The sequence below is a fragment of the Methylotetracoccus oryzae genome (assembly GCF_006175985.1).
Lineage (GTDB): Bacteria > Pseudomonadota > Gammaproteobacteria > Methylococcales > Methylococcaceae > Methylotetracoccus > Methylotetracoccus oryzae.
Map to the genome: position 1 here is coordinate 22468 of NZ_SRSH01000021.1, position 18710 is coordinate 41177.

Consider the following 18710-nt stretch of genomic DNA (forward strand, 5'->3'; position numbering starts at 1 on the left):
CCCACCAACCCGGCCAACAACGCGAGCCAGGGCCACGGCGTGGCTAAGGCTGAGAGATATCGCCTGCGCCGTGAGCGGCGGTCGCATGGGCTTCACGAGCGGTTGCTTGCGGGGCGGCGGTCAACGGTGGCTCCATGCACAAGGGATCCAGTGCGAGGGCGCCGGCAATTTGGGCATGCACTCTACCCGTCAGGTATCCCTTCTGATCCTCGAGCAAGTAAGCCAAGCCTGCCGCGTCCAACCCGAGTTCGCTGACAAGCCGCTGCAGGCATCCAAAGATGAGAGGGGTGACCATGTAAAGATGCGTAGAGACGGAAGATGCCCTGATTCCGCTCAGCGCTGTCACCGTGTCGAGCAGGGGGCCAGCCTTTCGCCGAATGCAGTTCCGGCGAGACTGGCACCCAGTGCCAGCAGAGCGTCAGTGCGCTCACCTCCCGAGAACAACTCGGTGAGCTTGTGCGGCAGATTACTGTCTATGTCCGGTCGCGACAGGGTGTTGAGCAAAGCTGACGCGCCATCGGATGTTGATTCATGCGTCGCAACCCCGGCCAGCAATGCGGGCAGCAGCATTCCGAGCGCGGATTCCGTGTCGCTTTCCGATTCCCCGAGAAGCGGCGACGCTTGCTCTACGATCTCTTTGCTGAAAGCTGCGGCGATGGTTTCCATCAGATTCATCGACATCCCCGATCCCCCTCAGGTCGTTCATTGAAAGTGGTCAATTCTTCGTGGATCTTTCCGCAAAGGACCATTCCTTGCCGGAGAATGCTTTAGCTCCCAGGAAAGTCGGGTTGCGGTGGCAGCCGGAAAGCTGTTCGATTGCATAGGCCATCGTGAGAACGGAGAGGCCGAAGGCGAAGGTAACGCCGAGCAGACCGATACCCCCACTGAGAAATTCGCCGAGAGCACCGCGCTGCCGCAGCCCCGAACACGAGCCAAAAGGTAACCATTCATTCCGCCCAATAGGTTTTTGAGCTGATCATGTTTGTTACCCACCCACTTTCAGGTGGAAGTTGTCGTTATAGGATTATCCTGTTGCCAAGTACGCATCGCGCGGCTGGGGTGCGAGGCTCAGCCCGACACCCATGTCCCTTTGAGCCGCGACGGTGGCGAGTCATAAGGGCCGAGTCCTCGGTGTGGTCGCAGCAGGAAATCGAGAATTAGCCCACATCTGCCATGTGCGGACATTTGCGGAAGACCGGTCAGAGCCAACTCCAGGCGTCGCAGGCAATAAACGTCAGACCGGACTTGGCGTCATGCGGGATGCCATTGCAGAGCTAAAAAATATGCCCTTCGTTGTATCGGAGGGCCACCGGATGGAGCGGTCGCAGAGCGACGAATCGTGCTATTCGCGATCGACCGCCTGCCCTGGATGAAGGCGGAAACCAGCGGTTATGCGAGAAAAAATGGGCCGCGTCGACTGACGCGGCCCAGGTAGAGATCACGGGATGAGACCTGAAAGTGCCTGGCGATAGAACCTAGGCTTATCTCAACCAGTCTGTCCGTCAACAAAAGGTCGCTAACGGGTTAGTCGCGACGGTGCCAATTCCCATGGTTATCCTTCTCTTCGCCCCAAGTAGGAGACACTGCGGTATCAGCTACAGCGTCAGCGTCCGCATAAGCAGCGCAACCCAGAACGACTTTTGCATCGGCCGTCAGATCGAACTCAGGGGTATTGGAGCCCCAGCCCTTCTTCCAGCTGTGTCCCGCTTGATTGTAAGAAGCCTGCACGCTAACAACGGCGCCCCCAAACGCAAGTGCCTTAGCGAAGGCACTTGCAGCCGCATAGGCTGCTGCAGCGTCTTTGTCCACGTCGAGTGCGACGTCGATGTGTTTGCCGCCGTACCCGTATTGGCGCACGTAAGCGAAGGCTACGGCGAACGCCTTTGACAGCGCTTCAACATCCGCAACCGCGGTCGCGCCGGCTGCGCTATCGGCGAAGGACAGGTTGCCCATTAACAAGCCCGCCTTGAAGTTCTTGATGCCGTAGGTGTTGACCGCTACGTTGCTCAGCGATTTGCTTAGGGTTCCAGCGATGGAGCCCGCGAACGCCGATGCGCCGGCCACACCTTCTGCTGCGGCCCAGCCAGAACCCACACCCTTCGCTTGTGCGTCCTTCTTACCGGCGAAAGCCACGGCATAGGAGCTCGAATCAGCCCCGGCTACGGCCTCTGCCGTACCCTCGGCCAGAGTGACCGTCAGGGTTCCGGAACTCAACGCCGCATCGAAATAGACGTTTTTCACTAGCCCACGCGGGGTGTTGCGATTGATCTTGAATTCCGCTTCGGCCTTGGCCCAAACCTTGACCAATGCAAACGCGCCCGCCCAGGCGTCAGCGGCCGCAGTCGCTTCGGGTGAGCCCCATTCACCGTAAACGGTAGCCCAAGGCGGAGGGGCGCTGTCATAATCGCGATCCAAGCAAAGCTTGGCTCCGCCGTCCCAAGCCCGCTCGTACTTGGTATTGATGGTTTGCATGTCCGCAAATGCGTTGGCGCTCGTGAAAATAGCTGCGAGCGCGAATGACAAGGTCTTATTCATGACAACTGCCTCATATAGCCTGCTACTGTTGATCAAACGGTGGGTATCGGGCCGGTCTTTATCCCGTTTTCCTGATACTTGTTCCGTTCAACTCAGGGGTCATCCTGGAATCTGTATATCCAGGATTCGGGCGAAAGTTTGTTCCTGGTGGTAGGTGCGGTCAATAGGTGCAGTTGCGTATGAAAAAAGGAATAAGCTGAGGTAAAAGTAGAGTAGCGAAAGAGGAATACATAAAAGGAATTATGGGATCGATATAGTGCGGGACTTTCCTGTTCACCAAGCATTTTTATTTCAGTCAGAATGTTTGTAATTCAACTCGATGGCGGACGAAGGGACGCAATGATCGTTGTCTCTGTTGTCGTCGATGATTTCTTGGGGATTCCGTTTACGGAGATGTATCCGAATACAGGGGTCAGATTATTGATGTACCGCGAAATGGATCGATGATTGAAGGCAGCTTACTCGATCGCGCTAGGTTCTGAACGGTCCGAAAACGCTGTGTTGATGCTGGGGCGTAGAGCCCCCGTACGATGCTGACCGCTCTGAAGTCGTAGGACGAGAGTCTTGGCCTGCATCCCGGCGCGATGTCCGGCATCGTCAGAGCGCACGATGTGGGCTAGGGCGCATGCCGTTGGTGGCGCCCATCGCCGGTAGCGAATGCTCGCGCGACGGAGGGGCGCACGTTGTGTTTGACGATCGTGGAACGCTGTTGGAGTCGTTGCGATCGAAAGGTTCCGGTTGCAGAGGCTGTCGTCGCTGGGTCGAAGCGGACGCTTGTTTGGCACCGATGTGCGATTTCGGGGCCGGGGGCTGCGCCTCCGGACGACCTGAGGCGCATGGGGTATCAGCAGGAGGCTTGTTTGTCTTCTTCCGTACGTTTCAGATCGGGCAGGTATGGCGGGTGTCGGAAAGCGAGAAGGTGCCCGTGACCTGCGAAGTAGCAGCTCAACAGCAGCGGACTTGCTTGTGGGCGGGGCGGTGCTGATGACCGCACGAGGCCAACGGCAGGTCACACGGTCGTGCGAAGGAATTGGACCACGCGGTGAAGCACGCGGTCCGTGAGAGCCCTACCGCGTGGGGGGCGGGACGGACGTGGTGAGCGCGGGCTTCGTGGTCATGCTGCTGATCAGGGGCGCGGCGCATCCAGCCGCGATTCTCAACCGCTGGCGGCCAGTGTCTGCCAGCGAGCGGGCGTCGTGTCGGACAGCAGATCCCTTGCAAACGCGACTGCCGCTTCGAGGTGGTCGCGCGCTTCATCGCCGAGGGGTTCCCCCAACTCGAACTGCTGTCCCCGAATACTGAGCAGGTAGCACGGGGGAGGTGCCCGACCGCACACTTGCCGATAAACGTGCAGCACCGCCGCGGGGCTCATCGCATGGGTGGTGTAGCTGTCGTCGCGAGCCTCCGAGAGGCGGGTGAATGTGAACGGCGCGGGGCAGCTGACGTGCGCGTCGGCAAAGAGCACGACACGGCGCTCCGCAAGGTCGAGCGCGTGCTCGACCTGCAACTGGAAGTCAGTCAGGAATTCGACCTGATCGGACGCTCCCGCGAGCCTGTCGTCCGACTGGAGCGCCTGCAGGAGTAGCGGTGCCAGCGCATCGTCCCCTCGGCTCGGGTTGCCATAACCGAAGACGAGAACAGGGGCTGGGGTGGCGGCAGCGATCATCGACATCGGGGCGAGGCGCGTTCCACGGCTGCCGTGGAACGCGTGGGAGCGGAGCGTCAGGCGCGCTGAATGGCGCCGCTGGAATCCTTGGTCAGGCAGTCCACGGGTGTACCGGTCGCGTCGATCAGTTCGATCTGCAGCGGCATCTTGCCGAGCGCGTGGGTCGCGCAGGACAGGCACGGATCATAAGCGCGGATCGCGACTTCGATATTGTTCAGCAAGCCTTCGGTCAACTCGCGACCATCGAAGTAGCGGTCAGCCACCGAACGGATCGACTCGTTCATGGCCTGGTTGTTGTTGGTGGTCGAGACGATCAGATTGGCCTTGACGACCAGGTCGTCGTCATTGATCCGGTAGTGATGGAACAGGGTGCCGCGCGGCGCCTCGATGACACCGACGCCCTCGGGCCGCCGTTCGCCCTTGGTCACGAGGTCGGTGCCGAGGATCTCGGGGTCGAGCAGCAGATTCTTGATTTCCTCGGCCGAATGCAGTGCTTCGATCATCCGCGCCCAGTGGAAGGCCAGGGAGCCGTGCACCGGTGAGCCGGCGCCGTATGCGAGGAAAGCCTGTCGGGCTTCCTCGGCGAGCGGCGTCGAGATGAAGTCGCAGTTGTTGACGCGCGCCAGCGGGCCAACCCGGTACCAGCCCTGCTGCTTGCCGAGCGAGACGATGTACGGGAACTTCATGTAGGACCAGGGTCTGACTTCCTCGCGCAGATAATCCGTGTAGTTGCGATAGTCGACGTGATCGAAGATCGTGTTGCCGAACTGGTCGCGTGCGCGCAGCCCGCCGTGATACAGCTCCAGAGCGCCGTCGGCCCGCGACAGGCTCATGAAGTTGGTCCGGATGAACGCGAAATGCTGGTGGTACTCCTCCGACGACAGGAAGACTCCCTTGATCAAATCGACGGCTTTCTGCGCCCAGTTGGTCACGTCGTCGATGTCTTCCAGCAGGTAATCCCGATCGGCGACGCTCAACGGCTTGTTCATGCCGCCCGGTATCGCGGCGCTGCCGTGGACGCGTTTGCCGGAGATCATCCGGATGACTTCCTGACCGTATTTGCGCATCCGCACGCCTTCCAGGCCCACCTCGGGGTAGGCCTGCAGCACGGCGACGATGTTGCGGCGCGCCGCGTCGCTCTCGAAGCCGAACAGCAGATCGGGGGTCGCCAGGTGGAAGAAGTGCAGGGCGTGGGATTGCAGTGTCTGACCCAGGTGCATCAGGCGGCGGAGCTTCTCCGCGGTCGGTGTGAGCTGATCGACGCCGACGAGTTGGTCGACCGCTTTCGCCGCAGCCAGGTGGTGGCTGACGGGACAGATGCCGCAGAGGCGCTGCACGAGCACCGGCAGCTCCCAGTAGGGCCGGCCCTGGATGAAGCGCTCGAAGCCACGGAATTCGACGATATGCAGCCGCGCCTGCTCGACGCGGTTCTGCTCGTTCATCAGCAGTGTGACCTTGCCGTGGCCCTCGACGCGCGTGACCGGATCGATCACGACGCGGCGAAGATTCTCCGGGTTTTGCGCGGTTTCAAGATGTTCGTACATGGTGGGATTCCCGATTCTGGCAGCGGTGCTCCGCCGGCTCTGCAACTATTGTCGCATCTTGTAGGTGAATGCGGCTCGGATGTAAAGTGGGTGGAGGTTGACAGTGAATTCCGCACCGCTCCTGTGCGCTCACGTCAACCCGGGACCCCGATCGCCAAGGGGCCCAACAAGAACGTTTAGCCAAGAGGATCGAGGCCATGTACCTGAAACGCAAAAGCGATGGTCATCTGATCGAAGTCCTCGGACTGGTCGATCTGTTCAATCCGACGCATCCGCATGTCGTCGGGCGACTCCACTACGGCGAGGAAATTCAGGACGCCGAGAAATTTCCCAAGGCCGACCTGCTGTTCCCCTCCGGTGAGACGCTGCCCCGCTGTTGGGTCGACGTCCATTATCGAGACAAGGAATTGCGGCATTCCTAGGGCATGATGCCCATGTCGGGTAAGCCGGTAACGGCCGGGACTCCAGCCCCCGATCTTCTACCAGTGTCGGAAGGGGCTGCGCAGCCCCGGCCGGGTGCGTCCTGATTCAGTGCGGACGGTCCCGGCTTCATCCTTCCCGGCGCTTCGCCTCATCCCATAGGCCGTCCAGCGCGTCGAGCGAGGCCTCCTCGAGGTTGCGGCCCTGCGCGGCCAGTTGCTCCTCGATGTAGCGAAACCGCCGGGTAAACTTGCGGCTCCCCGATTTCAACGCCGTTTCGGCGTCGATGTCGAGCTTCCGGGCGAGATTGACGACGGCAAACAGCAGGTCGCCCACCTCGTCCTTGATCCGCTCCGGATCGGCGCCCGCGCGCGCCTGACGCAATTCCGCCAACTCTTCCTCGACCTTCGCGAACACGGGATCGGCGTCCGGCCAGTCGAAGCCATAGCGTTCCGCGCGTTGCTGCAGTTTCTGCGCTTCCATCAGCGCCGGAAAGCTGGTCGCGATGCCGTCCAGAATGCTGGCCCTTTCGGGTTCCTTGCCTTTTCGTTCGCGTTCGACGCGCTTCGAGTCTTCCCAGTAGCGCAGGCGCTCGGCATCGTCGGCAAAATCGACGCCCTCGAACACATGGGGGTGCCGCCGGACCAGTTTGGCTCCGATCGCGGCCGCGACGGCCTCGAAATCGAACAGGTTCTGTTCCTTGGCGAGTTGGGAATGAAATACGATCTGTAGCAGAAGGTCGCCCAGTTCCTCCCGCAAGTCGTCGAAATCCTCGCGATGCAGGGCATCGACGACCTCGTAGGCCTCTTCCAGCGTATATGGCGCAAGACTCGAGAAGGTCTGCTCCAGATCCCAGGGGCAACCCCGCTCGGCATCCCGAAGCCGGGCCATGATCTCGAGGAGGCGGCGCGTATGCTCCATGACCGGTTCGGCTCAGAATTCCATGTCGAAGTTTTCGCGGAACCGCTCGCGGAAGCCTGTCATCGTCAGGCTGTGATTCTGGGTCCCATAGGTCTCGATCTTGATGGCGCCCATCAGTGAGGCGATTCGCCCCGTGATTTCCCAATCGAGCCCTTCGAGCAGACCAAAAATCAATCCGGCGCGGTAGGCGTCGCCGCATCCGGTGGGATCGAGCACATCCTTGGGTTGCGCGCTGGGAATCTGCAGCACCGCGCCGCCGGTATAGATCAGTGACCCGCTGGCGCCCTTCGTGACGATCAGCGCATCGACGCGCGCGGCGATCTGTTCCGGTGTCAGCCCGGTGCGGTCCTGCATCAACTCGGCTTCGTAGTCGTTTACCGTAACCCACCGCGCCAGATCGATGAATTCGAGCAGTTCCTTGCCATCGAACATGGGCATGCCCTGGCCCGGATCGAAGATGAACGGGATGCCGGCGGCGGCGAATTGCGCCGCATGTTGCAGCATGCCGTCCTTGCCGTCGGGGGCGACGATGCCGAGACGGATTCCCTTGTCGGTAGGGATCGTATTCAGGTGCGAGTGCGACATCGCGCCGGGATGGAACGCCGTGATCTGATTGTCGTCCATGTCGGTCGTGATGTACGCCTGCGCGGTGTAGGTGTCGTCGACGACGCGGATGTAGGTCTGGTCGATGCCGCAGTACGACAGCCATTGTGTGTAGGGCTGGAAGTCCTTGCCGACCGTCGCCATCGGCAGCGGGTGGGCGCCGAGCAGTTTGAGGTTGTAGGCGATATTGCCGGCGCAGCCGCCGTATTCGCGGCGCATTTGCGGGACCAGGAACGACACGTTCAGGATGTGGACCTGCTCGGGCAGGATGTGGTTCTTGAACCGGTCCTGAAAGACCATGATGGTGTCGTAGGCCATCGACCCACAGATGATCGCCGTCATTTGCAATTCCTCAATCGAGCAGAATCAGCAGCCAGACCACGCTGGCCAAAGTCAGCGAGGTTAACACGGCGGCCGAGCCGATGTCTTTAGCGCGCGCGGACAGTTCGTGACGATCGAAGCTGATCCGGTCGACGGTCACCTCGACCGCGGTATTCAGCAATTCGACGATGATCACGATGAACAGAACGCCGACCAGCAGGCTGCGTTCGATGCCGTCCTGGCCCAGCCAGAGGCCGAGGGGTACCCCGACGAGAAACAGCAGGCATTCTTGGCGAAACGCCTCCTCGTGCTGCCAGGTGGCCTTGAACCCGGCCATGGAATTGAAGAACGCCGCGTACATCCGCGCGATGCCCCGCAGGTTTTGTCCCGCCATCGTTAGCTGTCCTGGAAGAGTGAAGAATCGGAGAAGAGCCCGACGTGTAAGCGCTGGCCGAAGCGTTCCGGGATGGCCGGATGGCAGGCGTCAGCGTTAACTTTTCACGTCCCTGTCGCGGGTGCGGGCCGGGAGGTCGAGACACGCCGTGAATCCGTCCCTGGCTCGACTGCGGGTTCCCTCCCGCAGACGGTCTTTCCCGCCAGGCCCGCTCCCACTACGAGCAAAGGCTGGGTGAATAGTTACGCGTCAGCGGCCGTGGCTAGCCGGCGGCCGAGCCGAGCGGACATTCGTTCCGACGAGAATAACGGGGCCTGATTGCAAGCGTGTGACGGTAGCCCGCGCGCGGGAGAGCACGGGGGGCTGGGAGCGCCCTGTCAGGCAGCGCCTTCGATGAGTCCCTGGTAAACCGCGGCATCCAGCAGTGCGTCCAGTTCGGCGGTGTCCGTACATTTGACGCTGAACAACCACGCGCCATAGGCGTCCTGGTTGATCTGCTCCGGCGCATCGCCGAGGGTGGCATTGACGGCGACGATCTCGCCGCTGACGGGGCTGTAGATATCCGAGGCGGCCTTGACCGACTCGACGACCGCGCACGCCTCCCCGGCGCGCACCTGGCGACCGACCTCGGGCAGTTCGACATAGACGACGTCGCCGAGTTGCTCCTGGGCATGGTCAGAGATGCCGACCTTGGCGGCATCGGGCGCGCTTGCCTGGACCCACTCGTGAGTCTTGGCGTATTTCAGATCGGCTGGAATCGTGCTCATGGGGTGAATCCTTAGCGTGTGTTCGTCGGTTCGTAAAGTGTGTCCGCGGCCACGCGCCGGCGCCGCCGCAGAAGATGGCCGGATGATAGCAGAGGCGTGGAATCAGCAGGATGCGCCGGCGCAGACCTGCGACAAGTCTTCCGAATGCGCCAGCGCGTCGGCCACGCGGTGCCGGAAGTCGGGTGCCACTGGCTGGTTGATCATCAGGCTGAAGGGCTCCCAGCGACCATGGCGATGGACGAAGCCCGCATAGCAGCTGACGCCGGTCAGCGTGCCCGTCTTGGCCAGCACGTCGGTGCCGTGTTCGGGCAGCAGCGTGCGATGCGGGGCAAAGGCCTTGACCGCCTGCAGCAGTTGGTGGGCGCTCAGCTGGTTCTCGCGCGACAAACCGGCGCCGTCCTCGATATGGAACCCATGCCAGCCGAAGGTACGCTGTGCCCACGCGGTGGCATAGGATTGCGCCCCGGCCATGCTGACGGGCTTTCCGTCGCCGCGGTCGCCCAGCAGCAGGAACAGATCGTTGGCGATGAAATTGTTGGAGTATTTCAGCATGGCCGAAAGCACGGCGCGGAGATCCCGGCTGTTGTGATGCCGGTGGACGCGCTCGGCCCCGGTTGGCACCGGTCCGTTGCGCAGGCCTCTGCCAACCTCGATCCCGGCCTCGGTCAGTTTGGCGGCCAGCAGTTCGCCGAAGTAGCGTACCCCCAGATTCCGGTCCTTCAGGTTGATGCGGCTTTCCTTGGGCGCCAACTGGCTGACCAGGCTCCGGGCCAGTGGCGTCAGCGGAGTCTGCGGTTCCGCGCTGTGCAGTTCGCCACCGGCACGCACGACATTCACGGTGTTGAAGTTCGCCGCCAGGGCCGTCACGGGCGCGTCGTAGGGATTATTGCTGGCCGAGCGGCCGCTGATCTCCACGTCCGGGCCGAAGAAGCCGTCATCGGTGCCGATGCCGGCGACCGAGCGGATCCCGTGATGTTTCAGCGCAGCGACGATGCCTTCGAGTTCCTGTGACACCAGGTAGGGATCGCCATAGCCTTTGACCCACAGCCAGCCGTCATGGCTGCGGTAGAAATCCGTGTGGAAACGGTGGTCCAGCCCCCAGCGCTGGATGGACGCCAGCGCAGTCAGGATCTTCATCGTCGACGCCGGAATCATCGGCCGTTCCGACTGGTGGGCAATCACCGTCCGCCCACCGTCTTCGGCCACCAGGCTCGCCTTCGGCATGGCCACGGCGGTGCGCAGGGTTTCCGTCGTCGCGGCGACAGCAGCAGGGGCGAAGAACAGCGACGTCAGTGCCAGAGCGGGTGACAGGAAGCGTTGTGCGGACACTCGCGCCGACCGGCAGAGATGGGTAAAGGTGATCGGGTTCCGGGTCATCGTGCGTTCTGGGGAACGGTGGGGGATAGAACTGGCCGAACCATCGGGGTCCGTACGGCTTCGGTTCCGCGTGCGGGTTGGGCGGTGCCGACCGCAGTCCGTGGAGCATCGAAGGGCTCGCCTATCGCGCGGCGATGGGCCATGATACCGGCTCGATGATTTATCGGCAAAACGGGCCGTTTCCTGGCGAGTCGACCCGTCTTGCGCCGCTAGCGAACAACAAGGAGAAGACCGTGAACAAGCCGTTATGGCTGACCCTCCTGATCGGCTGGGGAACTGCCTGGGGCGGCGTCCCGGCGACGCCGGTGATGACGTTTTACAAATTCAATGGTCCGCTCGACGTGCCCTATTACGACGCGGACAGCGTGGGCCGCGATGGGGCGGGGCTGCCGGCCGGACGGCTCGCACAGGGCTCGTCGGTGATCCCCTGCCTGGTCATGCGCGGCGGGCAGCCGCTGACCGATGCCAAAGGCACGCCCTACGTCGGTTTCGACGTCGTCGTCGATGCACGGACAGCGACGCCGGCTTCCACCGATCGTTTCAAGACCACCGTGGCGCAGCGTCGCGCGATGACTGTCGAGAACCATCACTGCGCGCCGGGCATGGACCGCGTGATTGACGTGCGGAACCTCTATCCATTGGACAAGGCACCGTACTTCGACCCCCCGCCGGCCCGGCTTCCGCCAGCAAGCGCCCCGGCGGGGCGCAGCCAGTTGGACCAGATCGTCCGTGCCTTCCACAACTCGCCCGACTGCCGGGACGCGAATGCCGAGTTGATGGGGCGCCGCTACGCGTTGCAGCGCTCGTGGGAGGTGTTCGCCCAGGGTAACCGCGGCCGCTGGCCCGCCTCGGCGATCGAACAGGCCAAGCATCTCGATTACACGATGCGCACGGCGATCTTCGAAGGGCACCTCGATCGCGGCTGCAATGCCTACGGTGGCTGCGAGCGCAACATCATCGCACTGTCGATCCGCAACCGCGGCCGGGAGTCCTGCGCCCGCGGCCAGGGTTGCCGCAGCCCCGGCGACTTCCAGGGGGTTTCATCCGACGTATCGCAGTACAACATCTGGGACGAGTACCTCACCCAGGTGTCGGGCCTGACCAGTTGCTTCCTGCGCGACGATCTGGCTCCCGGCAAGGCGCCGCCCGGCGCCGAGCGCTATGCCAAGTTGCAGGGCATGTACGAGCAGAATGTCGGCGACATCGAACGGATCCTGTTCGGCACCGACGCGGATCTGGAGGCCGTCTTTCCGGACAATGCATTGAGCGCACTGAAAAGCGTCAAGCACTACTACCATGCGCCGGCGATGGGCAAATGCTTTCCGCGGCACGATCGCATGGAGTACATCTCGGGCGCGGTCGCGAACCGGGGAAGCAACTTCATTCTGCTGGCCAACACCCGTATCCATGTGGATGAACGCGCCGGCTCCGGCTACTACTTCCGCGACTTCATGCTGGACGCCCAGGAGGAAGAGGATGTCATCGACCTGGTTGACCGCTATCCCGGCTTCGTCGTCGACGGACGCAAGGTCGATCTGAAACCGTCCGCGGGCTGCCCGCCCTACGGCATACCCCGTGGCTGCAGCTTCGGCGGCGGCGTGGGGCGTTACCGCAAGACGCCGTCCTGGCTGGACGAGGGACGACCGATCGAAATCACCTGCCGACTGAAGGATCGGGGGGCAAGCTGCCAGGGCAGCGGAACGCCGGCGACGGCGCGGGTCGGTGGCCTTTGCGACACGCAGATGCGGCCGGTCGCAGGTGTCCGTTAGACTGCCCGAATACGAGCGCTTGAACGGAACAGCAGGAGACGTCGGTATGGGCGGCTTTACCGTCTATTTTGAAAAGCCCGCCGCGTGGGCGGAAACGGTCCACGTCCATTTCTGGAACGACGCGACCGGCTCGGTGCATACGGTCTGGCCGGGACTGCCGATGGAGCGGCAAGACGGACGCTGGTTCGTCCATCGGTTCACCGAGCCCGTCACCCATCTCGTGTTCAATGACGGTCACGGGCGCCAGACTGCGGATCTGCACCGGTCCCGGGACGGCTGGCTGACGGCCGATCAGTGCTGGCACGACCGGGAGCCTGCCGCCGGCAGGGCACCGGCTGCGGTCACTCAGGCCAGGCCAAGCCACGCCCGAGCCGTGCCGGCTTCCTTAAAACCCGTCTCCGAGCGCACGGACTTCCGCGAAGAGACGATCTACTTCCTGCTGACCACCCGCTTCAACGACGGCGATCCCGGCAATAACTTCTTCTGCCGCGACCGCATCAAGTTCAATGCCACGACCGGGCAGCCGGAGGACCCGCACTGGCGCGGCGACTTCAAGGGGCTGATCGAGCGGTTGGACTACATCCGCGACCTCGGTTTCACGGCCATCTGGATCACGCCGCCGGTCGAAAACCGTTCCGGTCTGGATTACCACGGCTACCACGCCTATGACTGGACGCGGATCGATCCGCGGCTGGAATCGCCCGGCGCGACCTACCAGGATCTGATCGACGCGGCGCATGCCAAGGGTATCAAGATCATCCAGGATGTCGTGGTCAACCATTCCTGCCAGTGGGGCATACGCGGGAAGGTCCACATCGACCATCTGCCGATCAAGTACTACGTGCCGCAGGGGTCGGAGTCCGGCCGCGTCGACAACGGGCCTTATCGCGGGCATCTCGGCAATTACGCCTGGCCGAATGGCGACGACATCGACAATCCGGCCGCGCCCGACTGGTACCGGGAAAGGCATGCCACCGATCCGCAGGGTATCGAGCCGCTGGTGGACCCGAGAACCGGCGAGACCGTGCCGAAACCCGGCTACAACCCGTGCCGCTTCTTCGGCATCGATGCCAACACGCTCGATCCCGACTGGTATCACCAGGAGGGGTTTATCAGCGGCGGCGACTGGGAGAGCGCGCATCCACTGCAGCACAAGCACCTGGCCGGCGACTGCATCGATCTGGCGACCGGGCGGCAGAACGTCAAGGATTACGTGATCGGCGCGATCAACCGTTATCTCGACATGGGGGTCGATGCGCTGCGCATCGACACGGTCAAGCACATCGAGCGGGACAACCTGCTCGAATACGTGAATGCGTGGAAGGCCCACAAGCCGGGACTGTTCGTGTTCGGCGAGAACCTGGTCAAGGGCTACGGCTGGGGCGATCTCGGCGGCGGCGACAACGGACCGTCGGAGATCCGGCCCTGGTGGTACACGCGCCTCGGCCACGATCCGCGAAATCCGCTGTCAGGCGGTGACTCCGGCTTTCCGCAGCTCGATTTCGGCCTGTTTTCGACCTTTCGCGATACCGTCAGCAAGGGTACCTATGGGGGCACCGCGCAGATCCTGACGATGGACTGGATCTACGGCGACGTCACGCAGATGGTGACCTTCCTGCAGAACCACGACGTCGGGCCGGACAACGACTTCAAATACCGGTTCAAGGGCGAGCAATGGATGGCCGCGGCCGCCTACAACCTGATCTGGACCGCGCGCGGCATTCCCTGCCTGTACTACGGTGAAGAGATCGAGTTCATGAAGGGCGCACCGCAGGACGTCTCGGAGGCCAACGACACGCTGGACCGGACCGGGCGCGCGTATTTCGGGGATCATCTGACAGACGATCGCCTGGCCGAGACGCAGTCACGTCCGCTGTACCGGCATATCCAGCGGCTGAACCGGATCCGGCAGGCCGTCCCGGCGCTGCAGAAGGCGCGGATGACCCAGGTTGCGGAGTGGGGCAGCGGCATGAGCTTCGTGCGGGACTATGCCGAGGGCGGCAGCTATGCCGTGGTAGGCCTGGCGATCGGCAGCGACCAGAGCATACACGTCGGCGGCGTCCGGCCTGGCCTCTACCGCGATGCCGTGACCGGGGCCGAAAGCCACGCGCCGGACGGCACGCTCTCCTTCCACGTGCGCGCCAACTCAGCGGGCATCTATGTGCTGGACGGCCCGGGCAAAATCGGCGATGACGGGCCTTACCTGCACTGAAGGCCGTAGGGTGATGCTGGCGGTGTCTCTATCCGAATGGAACGCGCATCGGGTCAGCAGTTCCTGATTCAGCCTGGACGGATGCGGTCTACACGGTGTTCTCGGCCAAGCGACGATACTTTCGTTCCAGTGCCTCGCGGTCCTCGACACGGTCCGGATCCAGCGTGATGCAATCCACCGGGCAGACTTCCATGCACTGCGGTTTGTCGAAGTGGCCGACGCACTCGGTGCACTTGTCCGGATCGATCATGTAGATCTCCGGTCCCTCGGAAATCGCGCCATTTGGGCACTCGGGCTCGCAAACATCGCAGTTGATGCAGGCGTCGTGAATGATCAGCGCCATGGAATCAGCAGGTGGTGGTGGATGAGGGGTGCTGGAAGGCGCGGGCCAGCGCGATGCGCACCGGGTCCGGGACGAAGCCGGAGACGTCGCCGCCCAGCTTGGCGATCTCCCGGATGACCGAGGACGACACGAAGGCGTACTTTTCAGCCGGGGTCAGGAACAGGGTTTCGATCTCGGGGCCCAGGTAACGGTTCATGCCGGCGAGCTGGAACTCGAACTCGAAGTCGGACACCGCGCGCAGGCCGCGCAGGATCACATTGGCGCCGTGCGTGCGCGCGCATTCGACCAGCAGGTTGTCGAAGCTGATCACATCGACGTTAGACAATTCCGCAACGGATTCGCGAGCCAGCGCCAGCCGCTCCGCCACCGTGAACAGCGGGCCTTTCGCCTTGCTCTCGGCAATGGCGAGTATCACGCGGTCGAAGATCCGGCTGGCTCGGGCGAGCAGGTCGATGTGTCCGTTCGTGATCGGGTCGAAGGTACCCGGATAGATCGCAGTGTTCTTCATGCCCTGTCATTGCACGCTGCGGTGGCACAGGTGGTAGCCAACGTCACCGGACTTCTGGCTGCGCAGCACCTGCCAGTGACCGGATACCGTTTCGATCGGCAATTCGGCTTCCGCCTCGAGATAAATCCAGGCCCGGTCGGCCAGCCACCCGCGTGTTTCGAGTAGCCGGCAGCAGCGGACCAGATGACCGCGCCGATAGGGTGGGTCCAGAAAGACGATATCGAAGGGGCCCCCGGACCCCGCAAGGAAACGGGTGGCTTCCGCCTGTATGACCTCGACCTGGGTCGCGCCCAGAGCGGCGCAGCTTTGTCGCAGGGCGGCACAGACCCGCGCCGCGCGTTCGACGGTCACGACGCGCCTGGCGCCGCGCGAGGCCGCTTCGAATCCCAGCGCGCCGCTGCCGGCGTAGAGATCCAGGCAGCGGGCGCCTTCGATTTCACCCTGCAGCCAGTTGAACAGCGTTTCGCGGACCCGGTCGGGCGTAGGACGCAGCTGATCGGCCGACGGAAAGCGAATCCGGCGGCTCCGCCACTGGCCGGCGATGATGCGGACTTCATTGCTCACGCTGACCGGCGCCGACCACGATCGTTTGCAGCGCGTCCGGGTGGATGCGTGCCTGGAATACCCGCTGGATGTCGGCCTTCGTGACGGCCTCGACGCGCGGAATGTAGGTGTTCAGCCAATCCAGCGGCAGGTCATAGAATGCAATCGACGCAATTTGCTCGGTGAGCTTGCTGTTGCTGTCGAGCTTCAGCACGTAGCCGCCGGTGATGTTTTTCTTGGAGGCCGTCAGTTCCTCGTCGGTCGGTCCCTTCGCGATGAAGTCGCGCAAGGTTTGCTGCAGCACCTCGAGGGCCTGCGCGGCCTGGTCGTTGCGGGTCTGCAGCCCCATCATGAACGGACCCGATTGTCGAAACGGGAAGAAATAGCTGTAGGCGCTGTAGGACAGGCCCCGCTTCTCGCGGATCTCCTTGACCACGCGCGAGGCGAAGCCGCTGCCGCCCAGGATATGGTTGCCGACGTATAGCGGGAAAAAGTCGGGATCGCCCATCCGCATGCCGATCTGACCGGCAAAGACGTGCGTCTGCTCGGACGCAAAGTTCCGGCGTACCGTCTTCCCCGTGGGTGCGGGTTCGACGGGCGCCAGCGTCGGCGGGACGTTGCCTTCTGGCATGCTACCGACCAGTTCGTCGGCAATCCCCTCGGCCTGCGACCATTTCAGGTCGCCCACGATGATGACGCGAGCGTTCCGCGCGACATAGTGTTGTTTGAAGAATCCGACCAGGTCGTCGCGCGTGAGCTTTGCGACCGTGTCCGCATTGCCTTCTTTCGGGTGCGCGTAGGGGTGGTTGCCGTACAGTGTTTCGAAGAACAGGATGCCGCCGACGTCGTCCGGGCCTTCCTCGCGCTGCTGGATTGCCAGCAGCGTTCGCTTCTTGTCGCGCTCGAAATCCTGCTCGGCAAAGCGCGGCTGGAGCAGGATCGCCTTGGTCACGGCCAGCGCGGTGCGCAGCAGCTCGGGCTGGGTCAGACTGCGCAGGGAAACCGAAGCCGAGTCGCGTGACGCCCCGGTGCTCAGGACGGCGCCCACGCCCTCGAGCCGCTGGGCGATCGCATCGGCATCCAGGTCGGCGGCACCGCTGTCGAGCAGTGTCGAGGTCAGGGTTGCCAGGCCGAACTTGTCGCCGTCACGCGCACTGCCGGCGTCGAACAGTACACGGATGTCGACCAGCGGCAGGCCTTCGGTCTGTGCGAAATAGACTCTCGCGCCGTTCGTCGTGACCCAGGTCTTGATTTCCGGGACGGCCTGAGCGGCGCCGCAGGCCAGCGCCCAGCACAGCGCGAGGGACAATCGAAAAAACTTAGCGTACATGGTGGCCTCCGTTGCCCGTGCTCTCGTCGCTGACTTGGGCGCCCTCCGGCAAGGGCTGCGGGTCGAGGTGGGCCACCGTGGAATGGTCTTCCGTCAGGTATTTGCGTGCGACCTGCTGGATCTGCTCGGGCGTGACCTGGCCGATCCGGTCGACATACTCGTCGACGACCTTCCAGCTGAGCCCCACGGTTTCGGCGAGCCCCAATTGCATGGCCTGGTAAAAGATCGAGTCGCGCTGATAGATCTTGCTGGCCATGACCTGAGCCTTGACGCGGGCCAATTCGTCGGCAGTCACGGGCTCATCCCGCAATTGCGCCACTTCCCGATAGAATGCGGCTTCGAGCTCGGCCAACGATTTGCCTTCGACCGGTGTGCCTTCCAGCGTAAACAGTGTGCTCATGCGCGAATACAAGTCGTAGCCCGCGCTGGCCGAGGCGGCGAGTTGTTGTCCGCGGATCAGCCGGGACGAAAAACGGGCGCTGTTGCCGCCGTCCAGGATGCCCGCAGCGACTTCGAGCGCGTAGGCTTCGGAAGGGTCGGCCAGGGTCTTCAGTGCGGGCACCTTGTAGCCGAGCACCAGATACGGCAGCTTGGCCGGGATCTTGGCGGTCATCCGGCGCTGCCCGAACTGCTCGACTTCGGCTCGGGCCTTCAGTGGGGGCAGTTGACTGGTTTTCAGCGGACCGAAGTGACGCTTGGCGAGTTCGAAGGTCGCCTTCGGGTCGACGTCTCCGACGACGACCAGTGTGGCATTGTTCGGCGCGTACCAGAGCCCGTACCACGCGTTGAGGTCAGCGACCGTCAGCCCGGCGATGTCGTCGGGCCAGCCGATCACCGGATTCTGATAGGGACTGTTGGTGAAGGCCACGGCCTGGAAGTGCTCTTCCATTTTCGCGTGGGGCTGGTCATCGGTGCGCATACGCCGCTCTTCGATGACGACCTGCTGTTCCTTGCTGAATTCAGTCGGCGAAAGCTGCAGGTTGCGCATCCGGTCGGCTTCGAGTTCGAAGCTGACCGGCAGCCGGGAGCGCTCCAGGGTCTGGAAGTAGGCCGTATAGTCCTGACCGGTAAAAGCGTTTTCACTCCCCCCGTTTGCTGCAATAATACGGGAAAACTCACCTGCCGGATGCTTCTTCGTCCCTTTGAACATCATGTGTTCGAGCATGTGCGAAACCCCGGTGATCCCGCCGTATTCGTAACTCGATCCGACCTTGTACCAGACCTGCGAAACCGCCACGGGAGCGCGGTGGTCCTCCTGAATCAGGACCTTGAGGCCGTTGTCGAGGCGAAACTCGTGAACCTTCGTTTCGGCCCCGTGAACAGCGATCGGTATGGCCGCGAACCATAGCGCAATTCGGGACAGCGACATTGATGACTTCTCCACTTCGAATGACCTCCCCGCGAGACCCGGTGCCGGCGGTCGGCCGCCCGCATTGTAACCCAAGGGCCTGACGAAG

Annotated in this window: 17 protein-coding genes; 3 read left to right on the plus strand and 14 right to left on the minus strand. The window is 62.9% G+C overall.

Features of this window, described 5'->3' with window-relative positions:
• Positions 1-342: 342 nt before the first annotated feature.
• The 4 genes from BWR02_RS17725 to BWR02_RS17745 form a co-directional block, all read right to left on the minus strand.
• A complete protein-coding gene (locus BWR02_RS17725) occupies positions 343-681 on the minus strand; it encodes a DUF937 domain-containing protein (protein ID WP_139559246.1) in 339 nt (112 codons plus the stop codon).
• Positions 682-1524: 843 nt separating this feature from the next.
• Entirely contained in the window at positions 1525-2535 is a 1011-nt protein-coding gene (locus BWR02_RS17735; RefSeq protein WP_139559247.1) for a hypothetical protein, read from the minus strand.
• Between the two features lie 1156 nt (positions 2536-3691).
• A complete protein-coding gene (locus BWR02_RS17740; protein WP_236102388.1) occupies positions 3692-4207 on the minus strand; it encodes a hydrogenase maturation protease in 516 nt (171 codons plus the stop codon).
• Between the two features lie 50 nt (positions 4208-4257).
• Complete coding sequence (locus BWR02_RS17745; protein WP_139559248.1) at positions 4258-5745, minus strand: Ni/Fe hydrogenase subunit alpha; 1488 nt, start codon at positions 5743-5745, stop codon at positions 4258-4260.
• A gap of 197 nt (positions 5746-5942) precedes the next feature.
• On the opposite strand from BWR02_RS17745, the gene BWR02_RS17750 reads away from it, so the two are divergent.
• On the plus strand, positions 5943-6167 hold the full coding sequence (locus BWR02_RS17750; RefSeq protein ID WP_139559249.1) for an acetyltransferase: 225 nt from the start codon (positions 5943-5945) through the stop codon (positions 6165-6167).
• A 127-nt stretch (positions 6168-6294) separates the two neighbouring features.
• On the opposite strand, the gene mazG is transcribed toward BWR02_RS17750, so the two are convergent.
• The 5 genes from mazG to BWR02_RS17775 all read right to left on the minus strand — a co-directional run bounded on the left by mazG (position 6295) and on the right by BWR02_RS17775 (position 10548).
• Positions 6295-7086 carry a nucleoside triphosphate pyrophosphohydrolase gene (mazG, locus tag BWR02_RS17755; protein WP_139559250.1) on the minus strand — a complete coding sequence of 264 codons (792 nt, stop codon included), beginning with the start codon at positions 7084-7086 and terminating at the stop codon, positions 6295-6297.
• A 12-nt stretch (positions 7087-7098) separates the two neighbouring features.
• Entirely contained in the window at positions 7099-8031 is a 933-nt protein-coding gene (locus BWR02_RS17760) for a carbohydrate kinase family protein (RefSeq protein WP_139559251.1), read from the minus strand.
• Positions 8032-8041: 10 nt separating this feature from the next.
• On the minus strand, positions 8042-8404 hold the full coding sequence (locus BWR02_RS17765; RefSeq protein ID WP_139559252.1) for a diacylglycerol kinase: 363 nt from the start codon (positions 8402-8404) through the stop codon (positions 8042-8044).
• 377 nt (positions 8405-8781) lie between these two features.
• On the minus strand, positions 8782-9171 hold the full coding sequence (gcvH, locus tag BWR02_RS17770) for a glycine cleavage system protein GcvH (protein WP_139559253.1): 390 nt from the start codon (positions 9169-9171) through the stop codon (positions 8782-8784).
• A 102-nt stretch (positions 9172-9273) separates the two neighbouring features.
• Positions 9274-10548: a D-alanyl-D-alanine carboxypeptidase/D-alanyl-D-alanine-endopeptidase gene (locus BWR02_RS17775; protein ID WP_139559254.1), complete on the minus strand. Its 1275-nt coding sequence runs from the start codon at positions 10546-10548 to the stop codon at positions 9274-9276.
• A gap of 233 nt (positions 10549-10781) precedes the next feature.
• Here BWR02_RS17775 and BWR02_RS17780 point away from each other — a divergent pair, with 233 nt between their 5' ends.
• Together BWR02_RS17780 and BWR02_RS17785 are read left to right on the plus strand one after the other, a co-directional pair.
• Positions 10782-12317 carry a hypothetical protein gene (locus BWR02_RS17780; RefSeq protein ID WP_236102391.1) on the plus strand — a complete coding sequence of 512 codons (1536 nt, stop codon included), beginning with the start codon at positions 10782-10784 and terminating at the stop codon, positions 12315-12317.
• 46 nt (positions 12318-12363) lie between these two features.
• Positions 12364-14529, plus strand: a complete 2166-nt coding sequence (locus tag BWR02_RS17785) for an alpha-amylase family glycosyl hydrolase (RefSeq protein ID WP_139559255.1) — start codon at positions 12364-12366, stop codon at positions 14527-14529.
• A gap of 88 nt (positions 14530-14617) precedes the next feature.
• Here BWR02_RS17785 and BWR02_RS17790 read toward each other — a convergent pair whose 3' ends face one another.
• Genes BWR02_RS17790 through BWR02_RS17810 form a run of 5 tightly spaced genes read right to left on the minus strand, consistent with a single transcriptional unit; the run spans position 14618 to position 18622 of the window.
• Positions 14618-14872: a YfhL family 4Fe-4S dicluster ferredoxin gene (locus BWR02_RS17790; protein WP_139559256.1), complete on the minus strand. Its 255-nt coding sequence runs from the start codon at positions 14870-14872 to the stop codon at positions 14618-14620.
• Between the two features lie 4 nt (positions 14873-14876).
• Positions 14877-15380, minus strand: a complete 504-nt coding sequence (gene coaD, locus BWR02_RS17795) for a pantetheine-phosphate adenylyltransferase (protein WP_139559257.1) — start codon at positions 15378-15380, stop codon at positions 14877-14879.
• Positions 15381-15386: 6 nt separating this feature from the next.
• Positions 15387-15944: a 16S rRNA (guanine(966)-N(2))-methyltransferase RsmD gene (rsmD, locus tag BWR02_RS17800; protein ID WP_139559258.1), complete on the minus strand. Its 558-nt coding sequence runs from the start codon at positions 15942-15944 to the stop codon at positions 15387-15389.
• The gene (locus BWR02_RS17805) at positions 15934-17253 is read right to left on the minus strand and encodes a M16 family metallopeptidase (RefSeq protein WP_139559259.1); all 1320 of its coding nucleotides are present in this window, start codon (positions 17251-17253) and stop codon (positions 15934-15936) included. The genes rsmD and BWR02_RS17805 overlap by 11 nt, the downstream gene beginning before the upstream one ends.
• Positions 17243-18622, minus strand: a complete 1380-nt coding sequence (locus BWR02_RS17810; RefSeq protein ID WP_139559260.1) for a M16 family metallopeptidase — start codon at positions 18620-18622, stop codon at positions 17243-17245. The genes BWR02_RS17805 and BWR02_RS17810 overlap by 11 nt, the downstream gene beginning before the upstream one ends.
• Positions 18623-18710 lie beyond the last annotated feature (88 nt).